Origin of the sequence: Nonomuraea sp. NPDC023979 (genome assembly GCF_040639085.1) — a bacterium.
Taxonomy (GTDB): Bacteria; Actinomycetota; Actinomycetes; order Streptosporangiales; family Streptosporangiaceae; genus Nonomuraea; species Nonomuraea ceibae.
Map to the genome: position 1 here is coordinate 1 of NZ_JBEZZG010000050.1, position 21,828 is coordinate 21,828.

Sequence of the window (21,828 nt, forward strand, 5' to 3'; positions counted from 1 at the left end):
CGTTTTTGATCGCGGAGGCGATGGCGTCCAACATCGGTGGTGCGGCGACGTTGGTGGGTGATCCGCCGAACATCATCATCGCCAGCCGGGGCGGGCTCAGTTTCAACGACTTCCTGATCCACATGGCGCCGATGGTGGTCGTCCTGATGGCGGTGTTCGTCGGCCTGTGCTGGCTGATGTTCGGGCGGACGTTCCGTCATGATCCGGAGCGGGCGGCGGCGGTGATGGCGCTGGACGAGAACGAGGCGATCGGTGACCGGCGGCTGCTGTGGCAGTCGCTCACCGTGCTGGGCCTGGTCATGGCGGCGTTCGTGCTGCATCCGGTGCTGCACTACGAGCCCTCGATCGTCGCCCTGCTGGGCGCGGGCGTCCTGGTCGCCGCCACCAAGATCACGACTGAGCAGGCCATCGCCGAGGTGGAATGGCCGACGCTCGTGTTTTTCGCCGGGCTGTTCGTCATGGTCGGGGCCCTGGTCGAGACCGGCGTCATCGCGCAGCTGTCCGAGGCCGCCGTGGACGCCACCGCCGGGCAGCTGGAGCTGGCCACGATGGGCCTGCTGGGCGCGTCCGCCGTGCTGTCGGCCATCGTCGACAACATCCCGTACGTCGCCACCATGAGCCCCATCGTCGCCGAGCTGGTCCAGGCCGGCGACGGGCCGACGCAGGTGCTGTGGTGGGCGCTGGCCTTCGGCGCCGACCTCGGCGGCAACGCCACCGCCGTCGGCGCGGCGGCCAACGTCGTCGTCCTCGGCATCGCCGCCCGCAACGGCACGCCGATCAGCTTCTGGCAGTTCACCAAGTACGGCCTGATCACGGCCACGGTGACCGTCGCGCTCGTCGCGCCGTACCTGTGGCTGCGCTACCTGGCGTGAGGCGGCCCGCCCGGCTAGGGCCGGGCGGCGGCGGCCAGGTCGGCGTCCTCCAGGATCCCGCAGGCGTCGGGCACCAGGACGGCCACCGAATAGTAGGCGCTGACCAGGTACGACATGATCGCCTGGGAGTCGACGCCCATGAACCGGACGTTCAGGCCGGGCTCGTGCTCCTCCGGCAGGCCCACCTGGTGCAGGCCCACGACCCCCTGGTCGTCCTCGCCGGTGCGCATCGCCACGATCGAGCTGGTGCCGCGCTCGCTGACCGGGATCTTGTCGCACGGGAAGATCGGGATCCCGCGCCAGGAGGGCACCGCGTGGCCGTCGACGTCGGCGCTGTCCGGCACCAGGCCGCGCCGGTTGCACTCGCGCAGGAACGCCGCGATCGCCCGCGGGTGGGCGAGCAGCAGGCGCGTCCTGCGGCGCATGCTGATCAGATCGTCCAGGTCGTCGGGCGTGGGCGGCCCCGACCGCGGCCGGATCCGCTGGCCGTAGTCGGTGGCGTGCAGCAGCCCGAAGTCGCGGTTGTTGAGCAGCTCCCACTCCTGGCGCTCGCGGACCTCCTGCACGGTCAGCCGGAGCTGCTCCTGGAACTGGTTCATCGGCCCGTTGTAGAGGTCGGCGACCCGGGTGTGCACGCGCAGGACCGTCTGCGACACGCTCAGCTCGTACTCGCGCGGGCGCAGCTCGTAGTCGACGAACGTGCCGCCGAGCACCGGCTCGCCGGTGTGCCCGGCGGCGATGTCGAGCGCCGCCTCGCCGCGCCGGTTGACCGGCCTGCCGGCGAGCTCCGCGAACCGTTCGACGTGCTCGCGCAGCGCCGCCGACCGGCCGGCGATCCGCCGCAGGTCGGTCTTCCGCGACACCAGGATCGTGCTCGCCGTGGCCGCCCGGATCGTGTACGGCCAGCGCGCGTCGTCCTGGCTGAGCAGCTCGTCGCCGAACTGGTCGCCGTCGCCGATCACGCCACGGTGCTGCGCGGAGCCGTACGGGCCGGTGGAGAGCCGGTCCAGGCGGCCGTGCGCGATCACGTAGAGCTCGCTGACGGGCGTGCCCGCCTCGACGACGACCTCGCCGGGCCGTACGTCGCGCTGCCGGAACGTCGCGGCGATCGTGTCCAGCACGCCGGTGTCGGCGAAGCCGCGCAGCACCGGGATCTCCGTCAGCGTCTCGGGGACGATCCGTACGTCGTCGGCGCCGGTGTGCGTGATGCCCACGCGCCCGCGCCCGACGGCGTGCGTCAGCCGGCGGTTGACCCGGTACGTGCCGCCTGCCACGTCGACCCACGGCAACCGGCGCAGCAGCCAGCGGGACGTGATCGCCCGCATCTGCGGACGGGTCTTGGTGGTCGTGGCCAGGTTGCGCGCGGCCTGGGTGTCCAGGCTCAGCCGCGGCTCCGTGGTCATGGTTCCTCGCAATCACCGATCCGGACCGTTCGCTCACTGAACGTAATCACCTCGCCACTCTCTGTAGAGTGGCGTGGCGGCGAGGGAATGCTGGCGGCCCGCAACGACGATCTAGCGTCTGGCCGCCCACACCGTCCGGGTGGTGCGCACCTCCAGGTCGTCGCGCTCGCCGATGCCGTCGAGCAGGGCGTCGAGCGCGGCGAGGGAGGCGGCGTCGAGCGTGCCGTCGAGGCCGTGGCGCATGCGCCGCAGCGACCGTTCGGCGTAGCGGCCGGCCGAGGCGGGCAGCGGGTGCGTCAGCCGCACGTCGAAGACCCGTTCCGCCTCGACGGTGAAGCCGGCCGAGGCCAGGCGCGGCCCCCAGTCGTCGCCGAAGTGCGGCAGCGCTTCGGCCCGGCGCCGGTCCAGGATCGCATGGCAGCGCTCCTCCAGGCCGGCGTGCTCCTGGGGCAGGAAGCGCGGGAAGCCGGCCGTCTCCGCGGCGACCAGCAGCCCGCCGGGCCGCAGCGCGGCATGCGCCTCGGCCAGGACGCGGCCGGGGTCGGCCAGGTGGTGCAGGGACGCCGACGCCCACACCAGGTCGACCTCGCCGACCGGCGGCCAGCCCGTGTCGAGGTCCGCCTGAAGGGTGCGGACCCGGCTCGCCAGCCCGCGCTCGCGGGCCCGCCCCTCCAGGTGGCGCAGCATCGGCTCCGACTGGTCCAGCGCGATAGCCTCGGCGTCGCCGAAGCGCTCCAGCAGGGCGAACGTGCCGGTGCCGGTGCCGCTGCCCAGGTCGAGCAGGCGGTGCGGCGGCCGGTCGGCGGTCAGGTCGCGGACCCAGGCGGTCACGTCGGACAGGTAGGAGTGCAGGACCTCGCCGTCGAGGTCGAGGATCTCGGCCAGCGAGTGGTCGTCGTGGTGGTGATGGTTCGCCATGCCGCCGACTCTAGGCAATGCTTGCGTGTGCGGCATACGGTCTTGCGTAGGAAGCAAGAAAGAGGCGTTCGCCCAGGCCGACGGCGCAGCAATCTGCGGCCTTCGGGGTGATTCTTGCCCCGATGCGCGGATGGTGCTGGCGCTCGCTTGGGACGGCACCGGGAACCTCCCCGTTACGTGACGAAGGAGGACGCCTTGGCCGGCAAACGCACGTCCAGGAACGGCAGGAAGGCCGACAGCCAGCCGTGGCCGCACCTGAACGGGGTGCAGATCCAGGAGTACGGCACGGTCCGGATGTTCCCGCTGGGCCTGTCGTACGAGGCCCGCATGTACTCGTGCCAGCGCCTCAACCAGATCCTGGCCGACACCCAGATCCTGTACGCCCTGTACAAGAAGCACCACTGGCTGATGCGCGGCCCCACCTTCTACCAGCTCCACCTGCTGCTGGACAAGCACGCCGAGGAGCAGAACAAGCTCGTCGACCTGATCGCCGAACGGGTGCAGACGCTCGGCGGCGTGGCCGTCGGCGACCCGCGCCACGTCGCCGAGATCACCGTGGTGCCGCGCCCGCCGGACGGCGCCGAAGAGGTGCCCGCGATGCTGACGCGCCTGATCGAGGCGCACGAGACGATCCTCGTCGCCGCCCACGACGCCGCCGCCCGGACGGCCGAGATGGGCGACGACGGCACCAACGACCTGCTGGTCTCCGACGTCATCCGCACCGGCGAGCTGCAGACCTGGTTCCTGATCGAGCATCTGGTCGACACCCCGCTGGTCGAGCCGCCGCCGGGAGACTGACGCGGGTGAGCGCGGACCTCCCGGACCGGCTCGCCCGGCACGCCGCGCCGGCCGGGTTCACCGGCGCGGCCATCTACGTGGCGGACCCGTGGCAGCGCTTCCTCGTGCCGCTGCCGGGCCAGCGGGACGCCTCGGGGGCGGTGCTGGAGCCGCTGGGCGTCGACGACAGCGTGGCGGGCCTGGCCTTCCGCGGCATGGAGCTGGTCCGGTCGGGCGCCTCGGCGGCCGGGGAGCAGGTGTGGGCGCCGCTGCTCGACGGCACGCAGCGGATCGGCGTGCTCGGCCTGACCGTGCCGCTGTTCGACGCCGCCGCCGAACGGCGCGTCCGGCGGCTGGCCGCCCTGCTCGCCACGCTGGTGGCGGGCAGGCGGCAGCCCGGCGGCCACCAGGAGTGGCGCCCGCTGCCGGTCCGGGCCTTCGCCGGCGAGCGGGTGCTGGTCAGCGCGGCGCTGGAGCCGGCCTACGTGGTCGGCGGCGACGCCTTCGACCAGGCGGTCACCGGCGACGTCCTGCATCTGGCGATCTTCGACGCGATGGGGCACGACACCTCCGCCGGCCTGACCGCGGCGATCGCCATGGGCTGCTACCGCGACACCCGCCGCCGCGGCGCCGACCTGTGCGCCGCCGCCGAGGCGATCGACGCGGCGATCGCCGACCGGTTCGCCCGCACCCGGTTCGCCACCGGCGTGCTGGCCGCCCTCGACACCGCGACCGGCGAGCTGACCTGGGTCAACCGCGGCCACCACCCGCCGATGGTGCTGCGCCGAGGCCGGGTCGCGGCCACGCTGGAGACGCTGCCCGACCCGCCGATGGGCTTCCGGCTGGGCGCCGAGGCGGGCCCGTCACGCTTCAGGCTCGAACCCGGCGACCGGCTCGTCCTCTACACCGACGGCGTCGTCGAGGCCAAGAGCCCCGCCGGGGAGCCGTACGGGCTGGAGCGTTTCACCGAGTTCATCCTCCGCCGCGAGGCCGACGGCGTGAGCGCCCCCGAGACGCTGCGCCGCCTGATCCGGGCGATCCTCGACCACCAGGACGGCCACCTCCAGGACGACGCCACCGTCCTGCTGGTCGAATGGCGGACGCTGCCGCGTCGCCACCCACGCCGCGAACGCCACTGAGTGGAACGGCACGTGCCGTGTTGACACTCTGCCCGGCATCCGCCCAGAATGAGCCAGCTCTCCCGAGATTCAGGAAGAAGGCCGTGTTCGATTCCCCCGTTCCCGCCGTCGAGGTGGCGGACCTCACCCAGCGCTTCGGGTCCGCGGTCGCCGTCGACCGGCTCAGCCTGAGCGTCCCGCCCGGGATGTTCTACGGCGTCGTCGGCCCGAACGGCGCCGGCAAGACCACCACCCTCATGGCCGTGTGCGGCCTGCGCGAGCCGACGTCCGGCACGATCAGGATCGCCGGCCACGACCTGCGCACCGCGCGCGAGGCCGCCCTCGCCCAGCTCGGCGTCATGATGGACGGGCTGTCCCTGCCCGAGCGGCTGACCGGCGCCGAGGTCCTGCGCTACAGCGCCGGGCTGCGCGGCCTGGACGACGGCTGGCAGGCCCGCGCGGGCGACCTGCTGGAGATCCTCGGCCTGGACGCGGTCCCGCGCACGCTGATCGTGGAGTACTCCACCGGCATGCGCAAGAAGATCAATCTCGCGCTCGCGATGCTGCACCGGCCCCGCGTCCTCGTGCTGGACGAGCCGTTCGAAGCCATCGACCCCGTCTCGGCCCACTCCATCGAGCAGGTGCTCAAGCAGTACGTCGACGGGGGCGGCACCGTGCTCCTGTCGAGCCACATCATGGACTTCGTCGAACGCAACTGCCGCCGGGTGGCCGTGGTCGCCGGTGGACGGGTGCTGGTCGAAGGGCCGACCGAGGAGGTGGCTGCCGGCTCGACGCTGAACGAGCGCTTCATCGAGCTGGTCGGCGCCGACCCGGTGCGCCCGCTGGAGTGGCTGCGATGACGGGCGCCCTGTTCGCGCTCAAGCTGCGCCTGCTGCGCAACGGCCCGCACAACGAGCGGGCCTTCGGCCTGGTCACCGGCCTGGTCCTGGCCGCCCTGGTGGTCGCGGGCTCGGCGCCGGCCGCCCGTGGCGTGATCCACGAGGGCTGGGTCGCGGTGGCGCTCACCGTGTGGGGCGGCATGTGGGTGTTCGGGCCGCTGGCTCAGCCGCGCCACGACCCCTCGGTCATCTCACGCGAGTGGCTGCGCGGCTATCCGCTGCGGCCCGGGCGGCTGGCGCGCGCGCTGTCCTGGACGGAACTGCTCGGCGTCGGGCCGCTGATCACCCTGGCGTGCCTGGCGTCCCTGGTGGTGCTGGCGGCGCCGGGCGGCCCCGCGGCGGCGGCGATCGCCGCGCTGGCCGCCGCCGCCCAGCTCTACCTGCTGATCTGGGCGGGCAAGACGGTGGCGGCGCTGGCCGCCTGGCTGCTGCAGACCCGGGCCGGGATGACCCTGGCGGCGCTGCAGACCGCGATCATGCTCGCGCTGTCGTTCGCCGGATGGGTGCCGATCGCCGCCTGGCTGCTGCCGCGGCTCGGTGAGGGGGACACCGCGCTCGTCATCCCCACGTTCGGGCATCTGCCCGCGCCCGTGATCGACGCGCTCACCGCCCTGCCCACCGGCTGGGGTTACGGCGTGGCGGTCGCCGTGCGTGACGGCGCCGGCTTCGGCGAGGTCGCGGCGCCGCTGGCGGGGCTGCTGGCCTGGGGCGTCCTGCTGCAGGCGGGCTGGATCGCGCTGACGGCGCGGGCGCTGCGCCGGCCGCCCCGCCGGGCGGTCCCGCGACGGCCGGCCGTGCCGGGCCGCCCGCTGCCGCTGCCCGGCACCAGCCCGCAGGTGGCGGCGGTCGTCTCGCGGGAGCTGGCCACCTGGCTGCGCGACCCGGCGCGCGGGGTGGAGCTGCGCAGCGCCTGGCTGACACCGCTGCTGATGGCGGCCGTCATCGCGCTCACCGACTGGAGCTGGGCCCTGCCCCTGGTGGGGCCCGCGGCGGCGGTGTTCGGCGCGATGGTCGCGATCAACACCTACGCCCTGGACGGCACGGCCCTGTGGCAGCTCCTCACCACCCCGGGCGCGCTCCGGGCGGACGTGCGCGGGCGCATGGCGGCCTGGGCGCTGCTGTTCGGCGTCCCGTCGGTGGCGCTGGCGGCCGTGCTGTGGGCCGTGACCGGCTCGCCCCTGGGCGGTGCCGCGCTCGGCGGCGCCGTCACGGCCGCCGCCGCCGGCTGCGCGGCGGCGCCGCTGCTCGCGCTCGTGATGCCGGCCGTGGGCGCCGACGCCCGCGATCGCGTCCACCCCGGCCAGCAGGCGGGCGATCCGACCGGCGGCCAGATGACGATCTTCCCGGTGGTCCTGGCGGCCGCCGCCGTGCCCGGCGTCGCCGGCGCGCTCGCCGGCGGCCCGGGGTGGGTGGCCGCCGCCGTCCTCCTGGCCGGTGCTCTCCTCTACGCCACCCCGGTGCTCACCGTGCGCCTGCTCCACCGGCGCGGCCCCGGCCTCCTGGACGCGATGGCCTCGCGCGACGCCGCCGTGCTCCGCCCGGCCGCACTCAAGGCCGAGCGGTAGCGGCGGCCGGGCTCGTCACTGGACGGCCTTGATCACCGCGTCCGCGATGGCGCGCGGGCTCACCCCGAAGTGCTCCCGCGCCGCCTCCCGCGTGTCGGACAGGCCGAAGCCGTCGGTGCCGAGCGACGTCCACGGGCGGCCGATCCACGGGTGGATCTGGTCCGGCACCGCCCGCATCCAGTCGCTCACCGCGATCACCGGCCCCTGCGTGTCCGCCATCGCCCGCTGCAGATACGGCACGCCGTCGGCGGCCATCGCGTCGCGCCGCAGCTCGCTCCAGGAGGTCACCGACCACACGTCCACGCCCAGCCCGTACTCCTCCTTCAGCAGCCGCTGCGCCTCCAGCGCCCAGTGGATCGCGGTGCCGCTGGCCAGCAGGTGGGCCCGCCCGCCGCCCTCGGAGCAGCGGTAGATGCCCTTGAGGATGCCCTCCTCGACGCCCTCCGGCATCGCCGGCTGGGGCAGCGGCTCGTTGTAGAGCGTGAGGTAGTAGAACACGTCCTCGCCCGCCGGCCCGTACATCCTGCGCAGCCCCTCCCGGACGATCACGGCCACCTCGTAGCCGAACGCCGGGTCGTAGGCCAGGCACGCCGGGTTGGCCGAGGCGAGCAGCTGCGAGTGGCCGTCGGCGTGCTGCAGCCCCTCGCCCGTCATCGTGGTGCGCCCGGCCGTCGCGCCGACGAGGAAGCCGCGGCCGAGCTGGTCGGCCAGCGCCCACATCTGGTCGCCGGTCCGCTGCCAGCCGAACATCGAGTAGAAGATGTAGAACGGGATCATCGCCTCGCCGTGGGTGGCGTAGCTGGAGGCCGCGGCGGTGAACGACGCCATCGACCCGGCCTCGGTGATGCCCTCGATGAGGATCTGCCCGTCGACCGCCTCCTTGTAGGCCAGCAGCAGCTCCCGGTCGACCGCGTCGTAGCGCTGGCCGAGCGGCGAGTAGATCTTCGCGGTGGGGAAGAGCGACTCCATGCCGAACGTCCTGGCTTCGTCGGGCACGATCGGCACCCACCGGCGGCCGGTCTCCGGGTCCTTCATCAGCTCCTTGACCAGGCGCACGAACGCCATCGTGGTGGCGATCCGCCCGCCCCCCTTGGCCGCCGCCTGGAAGGGCCGCTCCGCGGGCGGGGGCAGCGGCGCGTACGAGACGGTCCGGCGCGGGATCGGGCCGCCGAGCGCGGCCCGCCGCTCGGCCAGGTAGCGCGCCTCCGCCGAGCCGGGGCCGGGGTGCAGGTACGGCGGCAGGTCGCCGCTCAGCGCCTCGTCCGGGACGGGCAGGCCGAGCCGGTCGCGCATGGCGGCGAACTCGTCCTGGGTGAGCTTCTTCATCTGGTGGTTGGCGTTGCGCGCCTCGACCCCGGCGCCGAGCGTCCAGCCCTTCACCGTCTGCACCAGCACCACCGTGGGCGCGCCCCGGTGGTCGAGCGCCGCCCGGTAGGCGGCGTGCACCTTGCGCGGCTCGTGCCCGGCCCGCGACCCGCCGACGATCGCGCGCAACTGGTCGTCGCTGTAGGGCGCGGCGACGGCCTCCAGCCCGGCGAACAGGCTCTGCCTGATGTACGCGCCGCTCGAGGCCGCGTACGTCTGGAACTGGCCGTCCGGCACGGCGGAGAGCCTGGCCACCAGCTCGTCCGAGCCGAGCAGCCCGTCCCAGTCGCGGCCCCACAGCGCCTTGACCACGTGCCAGCCCGCGCCCCTGAACACGCTCTCCAGCTCCTGCACGACGCTGGTGTTGCCGCGTACGGGCCCGTCGAGGCGCTGCAGGTTGCAGTTGACGACGAAGGTGAGGTTGTCCAGCCCCTCGCGGGCGGCCAAGGTGAGCGCGGCGGTGGCCTCCGGCTCGTCCATCTCCCCGTCGCCGAGGAACGCCCACACGTGGCTGCGCGAGGTGTCCTTGATCCCCCGGTGCAGCAGGTAGCGGTTGAACCGCGCCTGGTAGACGGCGTTGAGCGGGCCCAGACCCATCGACACCGTGGGGAACTGCCAGAAGCCGGGCATCGCGCGCGGATGCGGGTAGGAGGGCAGCCCGCCGGCGGTCTCCCGCCTGAACAGGTCGAGCTGCGCCTCGCTCAGCCGCCCCTCCAGGAACGCGCGCGCGTACACGCCGGGGGAGGCGTGGCCCTGGAAGTAGACCTGGTCGTCGGCGCCGTGGAAGAAGTGGTTGAACCCGACCTCGTACAGCCAGGCGGCCGAGGCGTAGGTGGCCATGTGGCCGCCGAGGCCGAGCACGCTGCCCCGGGTGACCATGGCTGCGGCGTTCCACCGGTCGTAGGCGGCGATGCGCTCCTCCAGCTCCAGGTCGCCCGGGTAGGCGGGCTCCTGCGCGGTGGGCACGGTGTTGAGCGGGCGCGTGCCGGTGGCGAGCCTGCGCAGCAGGAACTCGGCGCGCTCGTCACCGGCGGCCCGGCGCACCGCCTCCAGCGACTCCAGCCACTCCGCGGTCTCCTGAGGGTCCAGATCTCTCTCCATGCCTCCATTAAACACCCTATGATCGATCATCCGGTCTATGATGGTCGGATGAATCCGGTCGAACGGTCCCCGCTCCGCGACGAGATCCGCCAGGTGCTGCTGGACGGCCTGATCGACGGCCGGTGGGAGCCCGGCGACCGCATCGTCGAGCGCCGCCTCGCCACCGAGCTCCAGGTCAGCCAGGCCCCGGTCCGCGAGGCGCTGCGCGAGCTGGAGGCGCTGCGGCTGATCGAGACGGTCCCCAACCGGGGCGCCCGCGTGCGCGCGTTCACCGCCGCCGACCTGCGCGAGGTCTACCAGGTCAGGGCCTGCCTGGAGGAGAAGGCCGCCACGCTCGGCCGCCCCGACGCCGACGCGCTGGAGCTCCACCTGGCCCGGCTGCACGAGGCCGCGACCGCCGGCTCGCTCACCGCCCAGGTGCGGCACAGCGTCGCCTTCCACCGCGAGATCGTCGCCGCCTCGGGCAACGCCGTGCTCGTGTCGGTGTGGGAGTCCCTGGGCATCGAGGTGTGGACCCACCTGTCGATCCGCCTGTTCAGGGTGCGGCTGCACGAGAACGCGGCCGACCACGGGCCGATCGTCGAGGCGTTCCGGCGCGGCGACCCGGCCGTGGGCCGCCTGCTGCACGACCACGTCCTCGGCTACGCCCCTCCGCAGCCATAAGCCCCAGCGGAGCGGGCAGGGGCAGCGGCATGGGCAACGGGTACGACAAGGTGGCGATCGTCACGGGGGCCGACTCCGGCATCGGCAGGGCGACCGCCGTGGCACTGGCCGAGCAGGGATTCGACGTGGGCATCACCTATCACGCCGACCGCGACGGCGCCGAGGAGACCGCACGGCAGGTGCGCGAGCTCGGCCGGGCGCCGGCCGTGCGCGGGCACGACCTCACCGATCCGGAACGCGCCGCGGGCGTCGTCGACGAGCTGGCCGACGAGCTCGGCGGGCTCGGCGCGCTGGTCAACAACGCCGGCACCGGCACCGCCGAACCGCTGCTGGACATGGGGTACGACCGCTGGCGCTCGGTCGTGGCCGTCGACCTCGACGGGCCGTTCCTGTGCGCGCAGCGGGCCGCCCGCCGCATGATCGCCTCCGGCAGGGGCGGGCGCGTCGTCAACGTCACCAGCGTGCACGAGGAGCACCCGCGCGTCGGCGCGGGGCCGTACTGCGCGGCCAAGGGCGGGCTGCGGATGCTCAGCCGGGTGCTGGCCCTGGAGCTGGCCGAGTACGGCATCACGGTCAACACCGTGGCGCCGGGCGAGATCGCCACGCCGATGACCGGGCAGGAGGACCTGCCGCCGCAGCCGGGCACCCGGCCCGGCTACCCGGTGCCGAGGCCGGGCGACGCCCGCGAGGTCGCCGCCGTGATCGCCTTCCTGGTGAGCCCCGGCGCCTCGTACGTGACGGGCGCGAGCGTGTTCGTGGACGGCGGCCTCGGCCTGATGGGACCGCAGGCCGCCGGCGCGCTCGGCTCGGGCGACTGGCGCACGGGCTGAGCACGCGGGCTGACCGCAACAGCAGGCCGCGCCGGACCGTCAGCCCGCCAGGCCGGCCTCCTTGGCGGCGGCGTCGATGGCCGCGAGCTCGTCGGCGGTGAAGTCCAGGCGGTCCACGGCGGCCACGTTCGCCTCCAGCTGCTCGGGGCTGGAGGCGCCCACGAGCACCGAGGTGACGCGCGGGTCGCGCAGCGCCCAGGCGAGCGCGAGCTGGGCCACCGACTGGCCGCGCGCCCGCGCCAGCCCGGCGAGCGCCCGGACGAACGCCAGCACCTGCGGCGTCACCCGGTCCGGCGTGAGGAAGCGCCCCTCGGCGGCACGCGAGTCGGCGGGGATGCCGTCGAGATAGCGGTCGGTGAGCAGCCCCTGCGCCAGCGGCGAGTAGACGACGCAGCCGACCCCGTGCTCCTCCAGCACGCCCAGCAGCGAGTCCTCGATCTCCCGGTTGAGCAGCGAGTAGGACGGCTGGTGCACCAGGAGCGGCGTGCCGAGCTCGCGCAGCAGCCGGGCGGCCTCGGCGGTGCGCTGCGGGGAGAAGTTGGACACGCCCACGTACAGCGCCCGCCCGGTTCGCACCAGGTGGTCGAGCGTCGCCACCTGCTCCTCCAGCGGGGTGTCCGGATCGTCCCGGTGCAGGTAGAAAATGTCGACGAAGTCGAGCTCCAGCCGGGCCAGCGAGCGGTCCAGCGTGGCGAGCAGGTGCTTGCGCGAGTTGCCCTTGCCGTACGGGCCGTCCCACATGGGGTTGCCGCCCTTGGTGGTCACCACCACCTCGTCGCGCAGCGAGCGCGGCAGCAGCCGGCCGAACGCCGACTCGGCTGCGCCCAGCGGCGGGCCGTAGCGGTCGGCGATGTCGACATGCGTGATGCCCAGGTCGAAAGCCTTGTGCAGGATCGCCCGCTGCCCGTCGAGCGGCTTGCCGCCGCCGAAGTTGTGCCACAGGCCGAGCGACACGGCGGGAAGCAGGAGGCCGCTACGGCCACACCTTCTGTACGGCTGGCGTTCGTAGTCCACGGTGCACCTTCCGGCGTGATCAACAGGATGGGCGACATATCCGTCGTGCCCTGATGAATCACCGTAGCGGCATCTCCCCGGCCCGCCCGGGTCAGCCGAGCTCGATGGCCGCCCCCGGGCACACCGCCGCCGCCTCGCGGACCGCGTCGTGCTGGTCCGCGCCCGGCTCGGCCTGGAGCACGACGGCGATGCCGTCGTCGTCACGCTGGTCGAACACCTCCGGCGCGATCAGCACGCACTGTCCGGCGCCGCAGCACTTGTCCTCGTCGACGATGACCTTCATTCCGATCCTCCCCTTTCCGATGACCAGCGGACCGGCTACCAGCGGACCGGAACGGTGCGCAGGCCGCCGACGGCCAGCCCCTCCACCCGCTCCAGCTCCCCGGCGGGCACGGCCAGCTCCAGCGTGGGCAGCTTGCGCAGCAGCACCTCCAGCACGACCTGCAGCTCGGTGCGGGCCAGCGCCTGCCCCAGGCAGGAGTGCGCGCCCGCGCCGAACGCCAGGTGCGGGTTGGGGCTGCGGGTCAGGTCCATCTCGCCGGCGGCCTCGAAGGCGCTCTCGTCGCGGTTGGCCGCGGCCATGCTGCACACCACGGTCGTGCCGCGCGGCAGGACCGTGCCGCTGACCTCGGTCTCCTCGCCCAGGTAGCGGGGCAGGCCGAAACCGGCGTTGGCGTCCAGGCGCAGCGTCTCCTCCACGGCCGTGCGGATCAGCTTCGGGTCGGCCAGCAGGCTCTCCCAGCGGCCGCGGTCGGCCAGCAGCATGGAGACCATCTTGCCGATCATGTTGGCGGTCGTCTCGTGCCCGGCGACCAGCAGGCCCATGCCGGTGACCACGATCTGCAGGTCGGACAGGCCGCCCTCCTCGGGGCCGCCCACCGCGATCAGCTCGCTCAGCAGGTCGTCGCCGGGCGCGGCCCGCTTGCCCGCCACCAGGTCGGACATGTACTGGAAGAACTCCGCCTGCGCGGCGTCGATCTCCTCCTTGCCGTAGCGGGTGAGGTTGAGCAGCGTGTCGGACCAGTACGAGAACCGGTCGCGGTCCTCCGCTGGCACGCCGAGCATGTCGCAGATGACGTAGACCGGCAGCGGGAAGCCGAGGCTGGCCCTGAGGTCGCCGGGCGCGCCGCCCGCGACCATCTCGTCGATCAGGCCCTCGGCGATCTTCGTCATCGACGGCCGCAGGGCCGACATCCGCTTGGCGGTGAACCACCTGCCGACCAGGCGCCGCCAGTGCTGGTGCTCCTCGCCGCCGTCGGGGATGATCGTCGCCATCTCGTTGCTGAACACGCCGCCGCCCTCGGCCGACAGCCGGGCCGCGTCGGGCGCGGTGAGCTGCCGGGTGAAGCGCGGGTCGGCCAGCACCTGCTTGACGTCGTCGTAGCGGGTCAGCAGCGTGGCGGTGTCGCCGCTGGGCAGCTTCACGTGGGCCACCGGGCACTCCTTGCGCAGCTCCGCCCACTCGGCGGGCGGGTCGAGCGCCGCGTCACTGGGGATCGGGTAGCGCAGGACCTGCTCGTTGACGCTCATGCGGCATCTCCTCTGCGGTAGTGGTTGGTCACGCGCGGACGGGTCAGGCGGGCGCGAGCGGCTGGGCGGCGAGGACCTGCTGCCTCAGGACACGCGCCTGCTTGGGCATGTTCCAGCCGAGCACGCCGGTGACCCGGCCGTCCTCGCGGTAGAGGGCGGCGAAGCGGTGCTCCTCCGGGTCGCCTTCGGCGACGGTCAGCTCGGCCGCCGGTGACGGCAGCCCGTGAGCCTGGATCTTGACGTCGTACTGGTCGGTCCAGAAGTAGGGGATCGGCGTGTACGGCCGGTCCGCGCCGAGGATGTTGGCCGCCACCGCCTGGGCCTGCTCGGTGGCGTTGGTGCGGTTCTCCAGGCGCAGCCGCCTGCCGAGCCCTTCGTGCGGCCAGGAGGCCACGTCGCCGACGGCCCAGACGCCCGCGGCGGCGCGGCAGCGCGAGTCGCACCTGACGCCGTCGTCCAGGGTGAGGCCGCTGCCCTCCAGCCAGCCGGTCGCCGGGCGGGACCCGGCGGCCACCACGACCACGTCGGCGGCCAGCAGCTCGCCCCCGGCCAGCCGGACCCCGGTGACCCGGCCCGCGGCGCCGGTCAGCTCCTCGACGGTGACGCCGAGCCGCAGCCGGACCCCGCGCTCGGCGTGGGTGCGCGCCAGCAGCGCGCCGGCCACGTCGCCGAGCTGCGCGCCGAGCGGCGTGCCGCCCATGCCGGCGAGCGTGACGTCCAGGCCGAGGGTGCGGGCGGTGGCCGCGACCTCCGCGCCGAGCACGCCGTCGCCCACGACCACCAGCCGCCGCCCGGCGGTCAGGTCGCCGCGCAGCGCGAGCGCGTCGTCCAGCGTGCGCAGCACGTGCACGCCGGCCAGCCCGTCCTGGCCCGGGAGCCGGCACGGGGTCAGCCCGGTGGCGACGACCAGGGCGTCGGCGCGCAGCACGCGGCCGGAGGCGGTGGTGACCTCCCGGGCCGCCGCGTCCAGCGTGACGGCCGGGTCGCCGAGCGCGAACTCCGCCCCCAGCGCGTCCAGCCGCGCCTGGTCACGGAGCTGGACGCGCTCCGGCTCCCACACCCCGGCCAGGACCTGCTTCGACAGCGGCGGCCGGTCGTAGGGCAGGTGCGGGCCGGCGTCGAGCAGCGTCAGGCCGCCCTGGTAGCCGTGCCGCCGCAGCGCCTCGGCCGTGCTCAGGCCGGCCGCCGAGGCGCCGACGATCAGCACGCCGCCGGGCGGGGTCACGAGCGGCCGCCCCGGGAACGTGTGCGCATGGTCGTGCTCCCTTCCGGACGCCACATTACCCTACACATGTAGGAAATCGTACACATGTAGTCAGAAGGTAGGGTGAAATGCGTGTCCACTAGCAGAAACAGCACCCCCGCGGCCGACCGGCGGGTGCGACGGACCCACGCCGCCCTGGCGCGGGCGCTCCTCCGGCTCGTCGAGGAGCAGGACCTGTCGCGCATCAGCGTCGCCGACGTCGCCGAGCACGCCGGGGTGAGCCGCTCGACCTTCTACGACCACTACCGCGACGTGCACGAGCTGGCCGAGGCCGCCTGCACGGCGATGATCGACGACCTGATCGCCTCCCTGCCCGCCCCCTCGCCGGGCTCGCCCGACCTGGAGCGGGAGGCTGCCCTGTCGCTGGAGGCGTTCTTCGCCAGCCTCGCCGGGCACGCCGGGCTCTACCGCGGCCTGCTGGGGCCGCAGGGCAGCGCGCGCGTGGCCGACCACATCCGCCGCCGCATCACCGCGGCCGTCTACGACCGCCTGCGCGAGGGCACCGGCCTGCCCGCCCGCGCCGGGGCCCCGCTCGACGGCCGGCTCGACATCCCGCACAACGTGCCCGCCGCCTTCACCGGCGGGGCGATCATCGGGGTGGCCGCCGACTGGCTTGAGCGCGGCTGTCCGCGCTCGCCCGCCGAGATGGCCGCGCTGACGTGGCCGCTGTTCAGCGCCCTGTACGGGGCCGGCGTGCATAAGCAACTCTAGTTGCTAGGCTTGCCCGCATGGCAAGCGAAGATCCGGCCGACGCGCTGGCCGCCGTGGCCGCGCTGCGCCGGCTGGCCGACCAGCTCGAGGACGCCGCCGTCGAGCAGGCGATGCGGGCCGGCTGGAGCTGGCCGCAGGTCGCCGAGGCGCTCGCCGTCACGCGCCAGGCGGTCCACAAGAAGCACGCCAAGCGGCTCATCGCCGCCGGGGTGACGCTGCGGAGGCGGGCATGAGCGAGATCGACCTCCACCTCCAGGAGGTCCTGGGGCGCGCCGAGGAGGAGGCCGCGCAGGACGGCTCGGCCACCATCGAGGCGCACCACCTGCTGCTGGCCATCGCCGCCGGCCCCGATCCGGCGCTCACCGCGGCGGGCCTGGACCACGCGGCGCTGAAGGCCGCCCTGCGCCGCGAGTTCGAGCACAGCCTGAGCGTCGCCGGGGTGTCGCTCGGCGACTTCGACCTGCCGCCCGCCACCCGCGACCCGGAGCGCCGGCTCGGCCTGGGCGCCTCGGTCAAGCTCGCCCTGGACCGGATGGCCAGGGCCCACCGCAAGAAGGACCTGCGGCCGGGCCACCTGCTGATCGCCGTCCTCCAGGCCGAGGCGGGCACGGTCCCGCGCGCCCTCGCGCTGGCGGGCGTCGACCGGGCCGCCCTGATCGACCGCGTACGGGACGGGCTCGCCGGCCGGTGAGCACACGCCGAAAACGGCGACTCGGACACCCGTATCAGGCGCGCGCTTGAGATCGCGCCGGGCTCGATGGATCTTAGAGTCCGGCTCGTCTGAAGGGCGTCGCTACACATGCAGCCTCCACCCCCGAGCGACCCGCGCGACCCGGGCGGACGGGGCTCACTCGGCTGGCGGGACCCGCTCTTCCTGGCGTCCAGGCCCAGCGCCGAGCGGGTGCGCAGGTTCGTGGCGATGCTGCTGCTGCTCCAGCGGCTCAGCTACCTGCTGCCCGCCTGTTCGAGCCTGTTCACCGCGCGGGGACCGGTCACCGTGCTGTCCGCCGGCCGGGGGCTCGACGTGGCGCTGCTGGCCGTGGCCCTGGCGTGGAACGCGGCGCTGTTCCGCTGGGTGGCGCGGCGCGGCTGGTTCGACCCCCGGGCGGTGGTGATCGACGTGGCCGCGACCTGCGTGTTCATGATGGGGGTGACCGGGGCGTGCCTGCCCTCGTCCGGCACGTGCGTGTCCAACTGGTCCTCCCACGCGCTGCTGGCGACGGGCGCGCTGATCGGCGCGGTGTGCGAGCGGCCGGTCCAGTTCGCGGCGCTGCTGCCGCCGGTCGCGGTCTACGCGCTCGCGCACGCCGGCGACCTGGGCCAGCGCCTCCCGGCCGTGGTGGAGCTGGGCGTGCGGGTCAACAGCTACGTGTGGTTCGCGGTCATCGTCTTCTTCATCCGCCGCTACCTGGCCGCCCAGGCGACGCGGCTGGACGCCCTGGCCGAGCAGCGCTCGGTGGCCGAGGCCGAGCGGGCCGCCGAGCGGGCCAGGCTGGCGCACTACCGGCAACTGCACGACACCGTCCTGACGACGCTGACCGCGATCGCCCGCGGCGGCCTGGACCACCGTACGGAGGAGGTGCGGCGGCGGTGCGCGGCCGACGCCGCCTACGTGCGGACGCTGATCAGGCAGGACGCGATCGGTCCCGCCACCGGGCTGGGCAACGGCCTGGCCCGCGCGGTCGCCAGGGCGGCCGGGCTGGGGCTGTGCGTGCGCTACGCCGCCGAGGCGCTGCCCGGCGGCGTGCCCGACGAGGTGGGGGAGGCGATGGCGGAGGCCGGTGCGGAGGCGCTCAACAACGTGGCCAGGCACTCGGGGGAGCGCGAGGCGTGGCTGACCGCGGTCGAGGTGGACGGCGTGGTCACCGTGCGCGTCGTCGACCGGGGCACGGGCTTCGACCCCGGCCTGGTCGAGCCTGGTTACGGGCTGCGGTCGTCGGTGATGGGGCGCATGCGCGAGGTGGGCGGGCGCGCCGAGGTGATCACCGCGCCGGGCGAGGGGGTGTGCGTGGAGCTCAGGTGGCCAGACCGTCCTCCCTGACGCGGTCGGCCAGGTCCAGCTTGGTGTAGGCGGGGCGGCCCGCCTTGCGGTACTTGTCCTTGACGCGTTCGAGGTAGTTCCTGGCGGTGCCCGGCTGTACCCCGGCGCTGCGGGCCGCCGCGGTGAGCGTCATGCCGGAGGCGTAGGCGAGCAGCACCGCGCGTTCCTGCGGCGACAGGACCGGCCGGTCGCCGTCGCGGTCGGCCAGCCAGCCGAGCGCCAGCTCGGGCGAGATCGCCACCCGGTCCTCGGCCACCTCCCTGACCTTGGCGACCAGCATGCCCAGGTCGTGATCCTTGGTGAGGTAGCCGCCCGCGCCCGCGGCGATCATCTGCCTGGCCATGTCGCCCGAGGTCACGACGCTGACCACGAGCACCCGGCGGTGCAGCCGTACCAGCGTGCGCACGTTGCCCGCGGGGTCGGAGCGGTCGGCGAGCAGCAGGTCGAGCAGCACCACGTCGGCCGGCGAGCGCTCGGCGGCGAGCAGCTCGGCGACGGTCGCGGCCGATCCGATCAGCCGGACGTCGGGCACCGCGGCGAGCCAGGCGGCCAGCCCGTCGATGAGCATCCGGTCGTCGTCCACGACGGAAACGGTGATCACGCCTGTCTTTCTCATATCCGGAATGTCGTGTCAAGTGCGCAGTTTTGACGTCTAGCCGTCACGAACCCGGCACCAGATCATGACGCCAAGTCCGAGAAGGGAGCAAGGATGACCGTCACCCTCGAAAGGGCCGAGGAGATCATCGCCGCCTGGAGGGCGGGCGACGAGCCGGACAGCCCGGTGGGCCCGCTGCTGCAGGGCACGTACGCCGAGTCCGAGATCACCATGACCGGGCCGGGCGCGTCCGGGAAGTGCGGCACCGCCTGCTCGGCTTCTCGCACCCGTTACTGCTGCTGAGCGGGGACGGGAGCACATGGCCGGTGAGTTCGACCCACCGCTGGACCCGCTGATCGGACCGGCTCTGGCCGACCTGGAGGCCCGGCTGGGACGGCTCACCGGCCTCGCCGGGGCCGAGCGCGCAGCCGTCCTGGCGGGCTCGGCGCGGTCCCTGGACGAAGACGTCCGCCGCAGGATCACCAGAGTGCTGGTCCTGGAGGTGAACGCCGCCCGGCTCTCCGGGCGCCTGACCGCCCCCGATCCCGCCGCCCGCTGGGAGCAGTGGAAGCGGACCGTGGCGGAACCGGCGTTCTGGCGCGGACTGGACGGCCCGTACCCGGCCATGAAGGCCCGGCTGGCGACCGTGATCCGCAACCGCTGCGAGGCCGCCCACCGCTTCGCCGCCCGCTTCGCCCGCGACCGCGCCGCGCTGGCCGCGCTGCCCGGCGCGCCGGCCGGCGAGCTCACCCGCGTCGAGTTCGGCGCCGGAGACAGCCACCGCGGCGGGCAGACGGTCGTGCTGGCGCACGGCGAGGACGGGCGGGTGCTGTACAAGCCGCGCTCGCTGGCCGTCGACGCCGAGCTCGCCCGGCTGCTCACCCACCTCGGCGACTCCACCATGCGAGTGCCCGAGGTCGTGACCCGCGACGGGTACGGCTGGGCCGAGCACATCGAGCACCGCCACTGCGCCGACGCCGCGGAGCTGCGCGCCTTCTACCGGGGCATGGGTCACTGGCTGGCCCTCATGCGCCTGCTCGGCGGCAGCGACCTGCACGCCGAGAACCTCATCGCGGCGGGCCCGCACCCCGTGGTCGTCGACTGCGAGAGCCTGTTCACCCCGCACGCCAAGGCCCGCCCCTCCGGCTACGGCCAGGCCGTCGACCTGGCCGTCGAGCTGGTCAACGCCTCCGTCATGCGCACCGGGCTGCTTCCCGGGCGCGGCGTCGCGCTGGGCTGGCGGGGCGTCGACATGTCGGCGGCCGGGGCGCTGCCCGGCCAGCAGCCGGAGGTCGAGCTGCCGGTCGTGCTCGACGCCGGCACCGACAGCCCGAGAATGGGCATCGAACGGGTGGAGCTGCCTCCGGCGGCCAACCACCCCAGCCCCGAGCCGGTCCTCGGCCACTACTGGGACGCCATCATCGCCGGGTTCGACGAGCTCGACGAACGCCTCGCCGAGCTGGACCGGTCGGCCAAGCTGGAGCCGCTGCTGGCGGGCTTCGCCGACTGCCCGGTCCGCGCCGTGCTGCGCTCCACCGAGTCCTACGCCGAGCTGGCCCGCATGCTCTGGCATCCCGTCGCGCTGCACGACGAGGCGCCCGCCCGGGCCAGGGCCGCCGCGCTGCTGGCCAGGATGTCCGAGAACGTGCCCGGCGCTCCCGGCGACGCCGCCGTCATCGCCGCCGAGGTGGACGAGCTGTGCCAGGGCGACATCCCGCTGTTCGACACCACGCCCCGGGTGGGCGTGCTGCGCGGCCCCGGAGGCAGCCGGTGCGGGCCCGAGCTCGACCTGGTGGCCGACGCCGTGGCCCGCTGGCGGGCGCGTGATCACGCGCTGGACCGCCGGGTGGCGCAGGCTGCCCTGGTCAGCGCGTACCTGAACGAGGGCTGGATGCCGGAGGACAAGCGGCTGTCGCCCGGCCTGCTCCTCACCGACCGGCTGGAGCCCAGGCGGCGCGCGGCGGCGGCCGGCATCATGCGGGGCGTGCTGGACGCCGCCGTGCGCGGGCCCGACGGCACCGTCACCTGGATCACGCCCGTGCTCAACCCCACCGGCTGGGCGGTGCAGCCGCTGTCGGCCGACCTGTACGGCGGAGCCCACGGCGTGGCCGTCCTGCTCGCCGCCTACGTGGGCGAGGCCGCCGCCGGCCGGGCCGAGCCCGTCGACGAGCTGCCGGGCCTGCTGGCGGCCGTCCTGCGCACCGTACGCCTGACCGAGGACCGCGACGCCGCCCAGCGGCGCGCGGACATGCGGCTGCGGCCGGAACCGCCCGGCGCGTACCTCGGCATCACCTCGCAGGTGTGGGGCTGGCTGCTGCTGCGCGCGCTCGGCGCGGCCGGGGAGGAGGCGCCGGACCGCGCCCGCGCGCTGGCCGAGCTGCTGCCGGAGGCGATCGACGCCGACGACGGCTACGACCTGCTGTCCGGCATGTCCGGGGCGATCGTCCCCCTGCTGCGGCTGGCCGAGCAGACCGGGGAGCCGCGCTGGACCGCGCTCGCCGCGTCCATCGGCGAACGCCTCGCCGCCCTGGCCGAGCACCGGACCGGCGGGGCGTGCTGGCCGGGTGCGCGCTTCCCGCAGGGCCTCGGCGGGCTGGCCCACGGCGCCACCGGCATCGGCTGGGCGCTGTCCCGGCTGGCGGACACCGCCGCCGCCCCCGCCGGGACGCGCGAGCTCGCCGACGCCGCTTTCGCCTACGAGGACACCCTGTACGACCCGGACCAGCGCGGCTGGGTGGACCTGCGCGGCGACGGGTTCACCGCCGCCGCCTGGTGCCACGGCGCGGGCGGCGTCGGCATCGTCGCCGCCGACCGGCTCGCCCGCGAGGGCGGCGCCCGCTGGCGCGACCGGCTGGCCCGCGCCGCCGCCTCCTGCTGGGCCGACGGCACCGGCTGGAACCACACGCTCTGCCACGGCGACCTCGGCTCCTGGGAAGTGATCGAACACGCGCGGGCCGCCGGGGTCGCGCCGGTGGACCGGGCCGTCCTGGACGCCCACATCCTGGGCGGCCTGGAGGTCAACGGCCCGGTCAGCGGCCTGGCCAGGGACGCCTTCGCGCCGGGCCTGCTGCCCGGACTCGGCGGCGTCGCCTACCAGCTCCTGCGCATGCACCCGGACTGCGCGCTGCCGTCCGTCCTGCTGCCGGACCCGGCGTGAGCGGC

Annotated in this window: 21 protein-coding genes; 13 read left to right on the top strand and 8 right to left on the bottom strand. The window is 74.4% G+C overall.

All coding sequences use genetic code 11. The annotated features are described in order from the left end of the window. The first annotated feature begins 5 nt into the window (after window positions 1-5). Window positions 6-872 (top strand): SLC13 family permease, encoded by an 867-nt coding sequence (locus AB0G11_RS45695; RefSeq protein WP_357593382.1) that lies wholly within the window; start codon window positions 6-8, stop codon window positions 870-872. A gap of 14 nt (window positions 873-886) precedes the next feature. On the opposite strand, the gene AB0G11_RS45700 is transcribed toward AB0G11_RS45695, so the two are convergent. Together AB0G11_RS45700 and AB0G11_RS45705 are read right to left on the bottom strand one after the other, a co-directional pair. Continuing rightward, the gene (locus AB0G11_RS45700) at window positions 887-2,275 is read right to left on the bottom strand and encodes a family 2B encapsulin nanocompartment shell protein (RefSeq protein ID WP_357593315.1); all 1,389 of its coding nucleotides are present in this window, start codon (window positions 2,273-2,275) and stop codon (window positions 887-889) included. Between the two features lie 111 nt (window positions 2,276-2,386). Beyond that, the gene (locus AB0G11_RS45705; RefSeq protein WP_357593317.1) at window positions 2,387-3,193 is read right to left on the bottom strand and encodes a class I SAM-dependent methyltransferase; all 807 of its coding nucleotides are present in this window, start codon (window positions 3,191-3,193) and stop codon (window positions 2,387-2,389) included. Between the two features lie 195 nt (window positions 3,194-3,388). On the opposite strand from AB0G11_RS45705, the gene AB0G11_RS45710 reads away from it, so the two are divergent. From AB0G11_RS45710 to AB0G11_RS45725, 4 genes are all read left to right on the top strand, one after another. Beyond that, window positions 3,389-3,991 carry a DNA starvation/stationary phase protection protein gene (locus AB0G11_RS45710; RefSeq protein ID WP_357593319.1) on the top strand — a complete coding sequence of 201 codons (603 nt, stop codon included), beginning with the start codon at window positions 3,389-3,391 and terminating at the stop codon, window positions 3,989-3,991. Between the two features lie 5 nt (window positions 3,992-3,996). Continuing rightward, a complete protein-coding gene (locus AB0G11_RS45715) occupies window positions 3,997-5,109 on the top strand; it encodes a PP2C family protein-serine/threonine phosphatase (protein ID WP_357593321.1) in 1,113 nt (370 codons plus the stop codon). Between the two features lie 83 nt (window positions 5,110-5,192). After that, window positions 5,193-5,948, top strand: a complete 756-nt coding sequence (locus AB0G11_RS45720; RefSeq protein ID WP_219508633.1) for an ABC transporter ATP-binding protein — start codon at window positions 5,193-5,195, stop codon at window positions 5,946-5,948. After that, on the top strand, window positions 5,945-7,552 hold the full coding sequence (locus AB0G11_RS45725) for a hypothetical protein (RefSeq protein ID WP_357593323.1): 1,608 nt from the start codon (window positions 5,945-5,947) through the stop codon (window positions 7,550-7,552). Before AB0G11_RS45720 ends, AB0G11_RS45725 begins: the two co-directional genes overlap by 4 nt. A 15-nt stretch (window positions 7,553-7,567) precedes the next feature. Here AB0G11_RS45725 and aceE read toward each other — a convergent pair whose 3' ends face one another. Beyond that, window positions 7,568-10,018: a pyruvate dehydrogenase (acetyl-transferring), homodimeric type gene (gene aceE / locus AB0G11_RS45730; protein WP_357593325.1), complete on the bottom strand. Its 2,451-nt coding sequence runs from the start codon at window positions 10,016-10,018 to the stop codon at window positions 7,568-7,570. A 48-nt stretch (window positions 10,019-10,066) separates the two neighbouring features. On the opposite strand from aceE, the gene AB0G11_RS45735 reads away from it, so the two are divergent. Then, window positions 10,067-10,681 (top strand): GntR family transcriptional regulator, encoded by a 615-nt coding sequence (locus tag AB0G11_RS45735; RefSeq protein WP_357593327.1) that lies wholly within the window; start codon window positions 10,067-10,069, stop codon window positions 10,679-10,681. A gap of 29 nt (window positions 10,682-10,710) precedes the next feature. Beyond that, a complete protein-coding gene (locus AB0G11_RS45740) occupies window positions 10,711-11,511 on the top strand; it encodes an SDR family oxidoreductase (RefSeq protein WP_219508637.1) in 801 nt (266 codons plus the stop codon). 39 nt (window positions 11,512-11,550) lie between these two features. Here AB0G11_RS45740 and AB0G11_RS45745 read toward each other — a convergent pair whose 3' ends face one another. The 4 genes from AB0G11_RS45745 to AB0G11_RS45760 all read right to left on the bottom strand — a co-directional run bounded on the left by AB0G11_RS45745 (window position 11,551) and on the right by AB0G11_RS45760 (window position 15,334). Then, complete coding sequence (locus AB0G11_RS45745) at window positions 11,551-12,525, bottom strand: aldo/keto reductase (protein ID WP_219508638.1); 975 nt, start codon at window positions 12,523-12,525, stop codon at window positions 11,551-11,553. 91 nt (window positions 12,526-12,616) lie between these two features. Beyond that, the gene (locus AB0G11_RS45750) at window positions 12,617-12,808 is read right to left on the bottom strand and encodes a ferredoxin (protein WP_219508639.1); all 192 of its coding nucleotides are present in this window, start codon (window positions 12,806-12,808) and stop codon (window positions 12,617-12,619) included. Between the two features lie 35 nt (window positions 12,809-12,843). Further along, the gene (locus tag AB0G11_RS45755) at window positions 12,844-14,055 is read right to left on the bottom strand and encodes a cytochrome P450 (protein ID WP_357593329.1); all 1,212 of its coding nucleotides are present in this window, start codon (window positions 14,053-14,055) and stop codon (window positions 12,844-12,846) included. Between the two features lie 43 nt (window positions 14,056-14,098). Then, the gene (locus AB0G11_RS45760; RefSeq protein WP_357593331.1) at window positions 14,099-15,334 is read right to left on the bottom strand and encodes an FAD/NAD(P)-binding oxidoreductase; all 1,236 of its coding nucleotides are present in this window, start codon (window positions 15,332-15,334) and stop codon (window positions 14,099-14,101) included. Between the two features lie 57 nt (window positions 15,335-15,391). Here AB0G11_RS45760 and AB0G11_RS45765 point away from each other — a divergent pair, with 57 nt between their 5' ends. The 4 genes from AB0G11_RS45765 (at window position 15,392) to AB0G11_RS45780 (ending at window position 18,071) form a co-directional block, all read left to right on the top strand. Continuing rightward, entirely contained in the window at window positions 15,392-16,030 is a 639-nt protein-coding gene (locus tag AB0G11_RS45765) for a TetR/AcrR family transcriptional regulator (protein ID WP_357593333.1), read from the top strand. A 17-nt stretch (window positions 16,031-16,047) separates the two neighbouring features. Continuing rightward, window positions 16,048-16,263 carry a hypothetical protein gene (locus AB0G11_RS45770; protein WP_219508642.1) on the top strand — a complete coding sequence of 72 codons (216 nt, stop codon included), beginning with the start codon at window positions 16,048-16,050 and terminating at the stop codon, window positions 16,261-16,263. Next, window positions 16,260-16,721, top strand: a complete 462-nt coding sequence (locus AB0G11_RS45775; protein WP_219508643.1) for a Clp protease N-terminal domain-containing protein — start codon at window positions 16,260-16,262, stop codon at window positions 16,719-16,721. Before AB0G11_RS45770 ends, AB0G11_RS45775 begins: the two co-directional genes overlap by 4 nt. Window positions 16,722-16,829: 108 nt before the next feature. Then, window positions 16,830-18,071 (top strand): ATP-binding protein, encoded by a 1,242-nt coding sequence (locus AB0G11_RS45780; RefSeq protein ID WP_357593335.1) that lies wholly within the window; start codon window positions 16,830-16,832, stop codon window positions 18,069-18,071. Here AB0G11_RS45780 and AB0G11_RS45785 read toward each other — a convergent pair. After that, window positions 18,046-18,687 carry a response regulator gene (locus AB0G11_RS45785; protein WP_357593337.1) on the bottom strand — a complete coding sequence of 214 codons (642 nt, stop codon included), beginning with the start codon at window positions 18,685-18,687 and terminating at the stop codon, window positions 18,046-18,048. The two genes, AB0G11_RS45780 and AB0G11_RS45785, sit on opposite strands and share 26 nt — an antisense overlap. 93 nt (window positions 18,688-18,780) lie before the next feature. Between AB0G11_RS45785 and AB0G11_RS45790 the strand changes: the two genes are divergently transcribed. Both AB0G11_RS45790 and AB0G11_RS45795 read left to right on the top strand, forming a co-directional pair. After that, window positions 18,781-18,969 carry a DUF6229 family protein gene (locus tag AB0G11_RS45790; protein WP_219508646.1) on the top strand — a complete coding sequence of 63 codons (189 nt, stop codon included), beginning with the start codon at window positions 18,781-18,783 and terminating at the stop codon, window positions 18,967-18,969. Window positions 18,970-18,985: 16 nt separating this feature from the next. Then, the gene (locus tag AB0G11_RS45795) at window positions 18,986-21,823 is read left to right on the top strand and encodes a type 2 lanthipeptide synthetase LanM family protein (protein ID WP_357593339.1); all 2,838 of its coding nucleotides are present in this window, start codon (window positions 18,986-18,988) and stop codon (window positions 21,821-21,823) included. Window positions 21,824-21,828: the final 5 nt, after the last annotated feature.

What these genes read in the sequence shown, in the direction of transcription:
- AB0G11_RS45700 (WP_357593315.1), bottom strand. Translation starts at nt 2,275, where the DNA reads ATGACCACGGAGCCGCGGCTGAGCCTGGACACCCAGGCCGCGCGCAAC.
- AB0G11_RS45705 (WP_357593317.1), bottom strand. Translation starts at nt 3,193, where the DNA reads ATGGCGAACCATCACCACCACGACGACCACTCGCTGGCCGAGATCCTC.
- AB0G11_RS45725 (WP_357593323.1), top strand. Translation starts at nt 5,945, where the DNA reads ATGACGGGCGCCCTGTTCGCGCTCAAGCTGCGCCTGCTGCGCAACGGC.
- aceE (WP_357593325.1), bottom strand. Translation starts at nt 10,018, where the DNA reads ATGGAGAGAGATCTGGACCCTCAGGAGACCGCGGAGTGGCTGGAGTCG.
- AB0G11_RS45735 (WP_357593327.1), top strand. Translation starts at nt 10,067, where the DNA reads ATGAATCCGGTCGAACGGTCCCCGCTCCGCGACGAGATCCGCCAGGTG.
- AB0G11_RS45740 (WP_219508637.1), top strand. Translation starts at nt 10,711, where the DNA reads ATGGGCAACGGGTACGACAAGGTGGCGATCGTCACGGGGGCCGACTCC.
- AB0G11_RS45750 (WP_219508639.1), bottom strand. Translation starts at nt 12,808, where the DNA reads ATGAAGGTCATCGTCGACGAGGACAAGTGCTGCGGCGCCGGACAGTGC.
- AB0G11_RS45755 (WP_357593329.1), bottom strand. Translation starts at nt 14,055, where the DNA reads ATGAGCGTCAACGAGCAGGTCCTGCGCTACCCGATCCCCAGTGACGCG.
- AB0G11_RS45770 (WP_219508642.1), top strand. Translation starts at nt 16,048, where the DNA reads ATGGCAAGCGAAGATCCGGCCGACGCGCTGGCCGCCGTGGCCGCGCTG.
- AB0G11_RS45775 (WP_219508643.1), top strand. Translation starts at nt 16,260, where the DNA reads ATGAGCGAGATCGACCTCCACCTCCAGGAGGTCCTGGGGCGCGCCGAG.
- AB0G11_RS45780 (WP_357593335.1), top strand. Translation starts at nt 16,830, where the DNA reads ATGCAGCCTCCACCCCCGAGCGACCCGCGCGACCCGGGCGGACGGGGC.
- AB0G11_RS45785 (WP_357593337.1), bottom strand. Translation starts at nt 18,687, where the DNA reads ATGAGAAAGACAGGCGTGATCACCGTTTCCGTCGTGGACGACGACCGG.
- AB0G11_RS45790 (WP_219508646.1), top strand. Translation starts at nt 18,781, where the DNA reads ATGACCGTCACCCTCGAAAGGGCCGAGGAGATCATCGCCGCCTGGAGG.
- AB0G11_RS45795 (WP_357593339.1), top strand. Translation starts at nt 18,986, where the DNA reads ATGGCCGGTGAGTTCGACCCACCGCTGGACCCGCTGATCGGACCGGCT.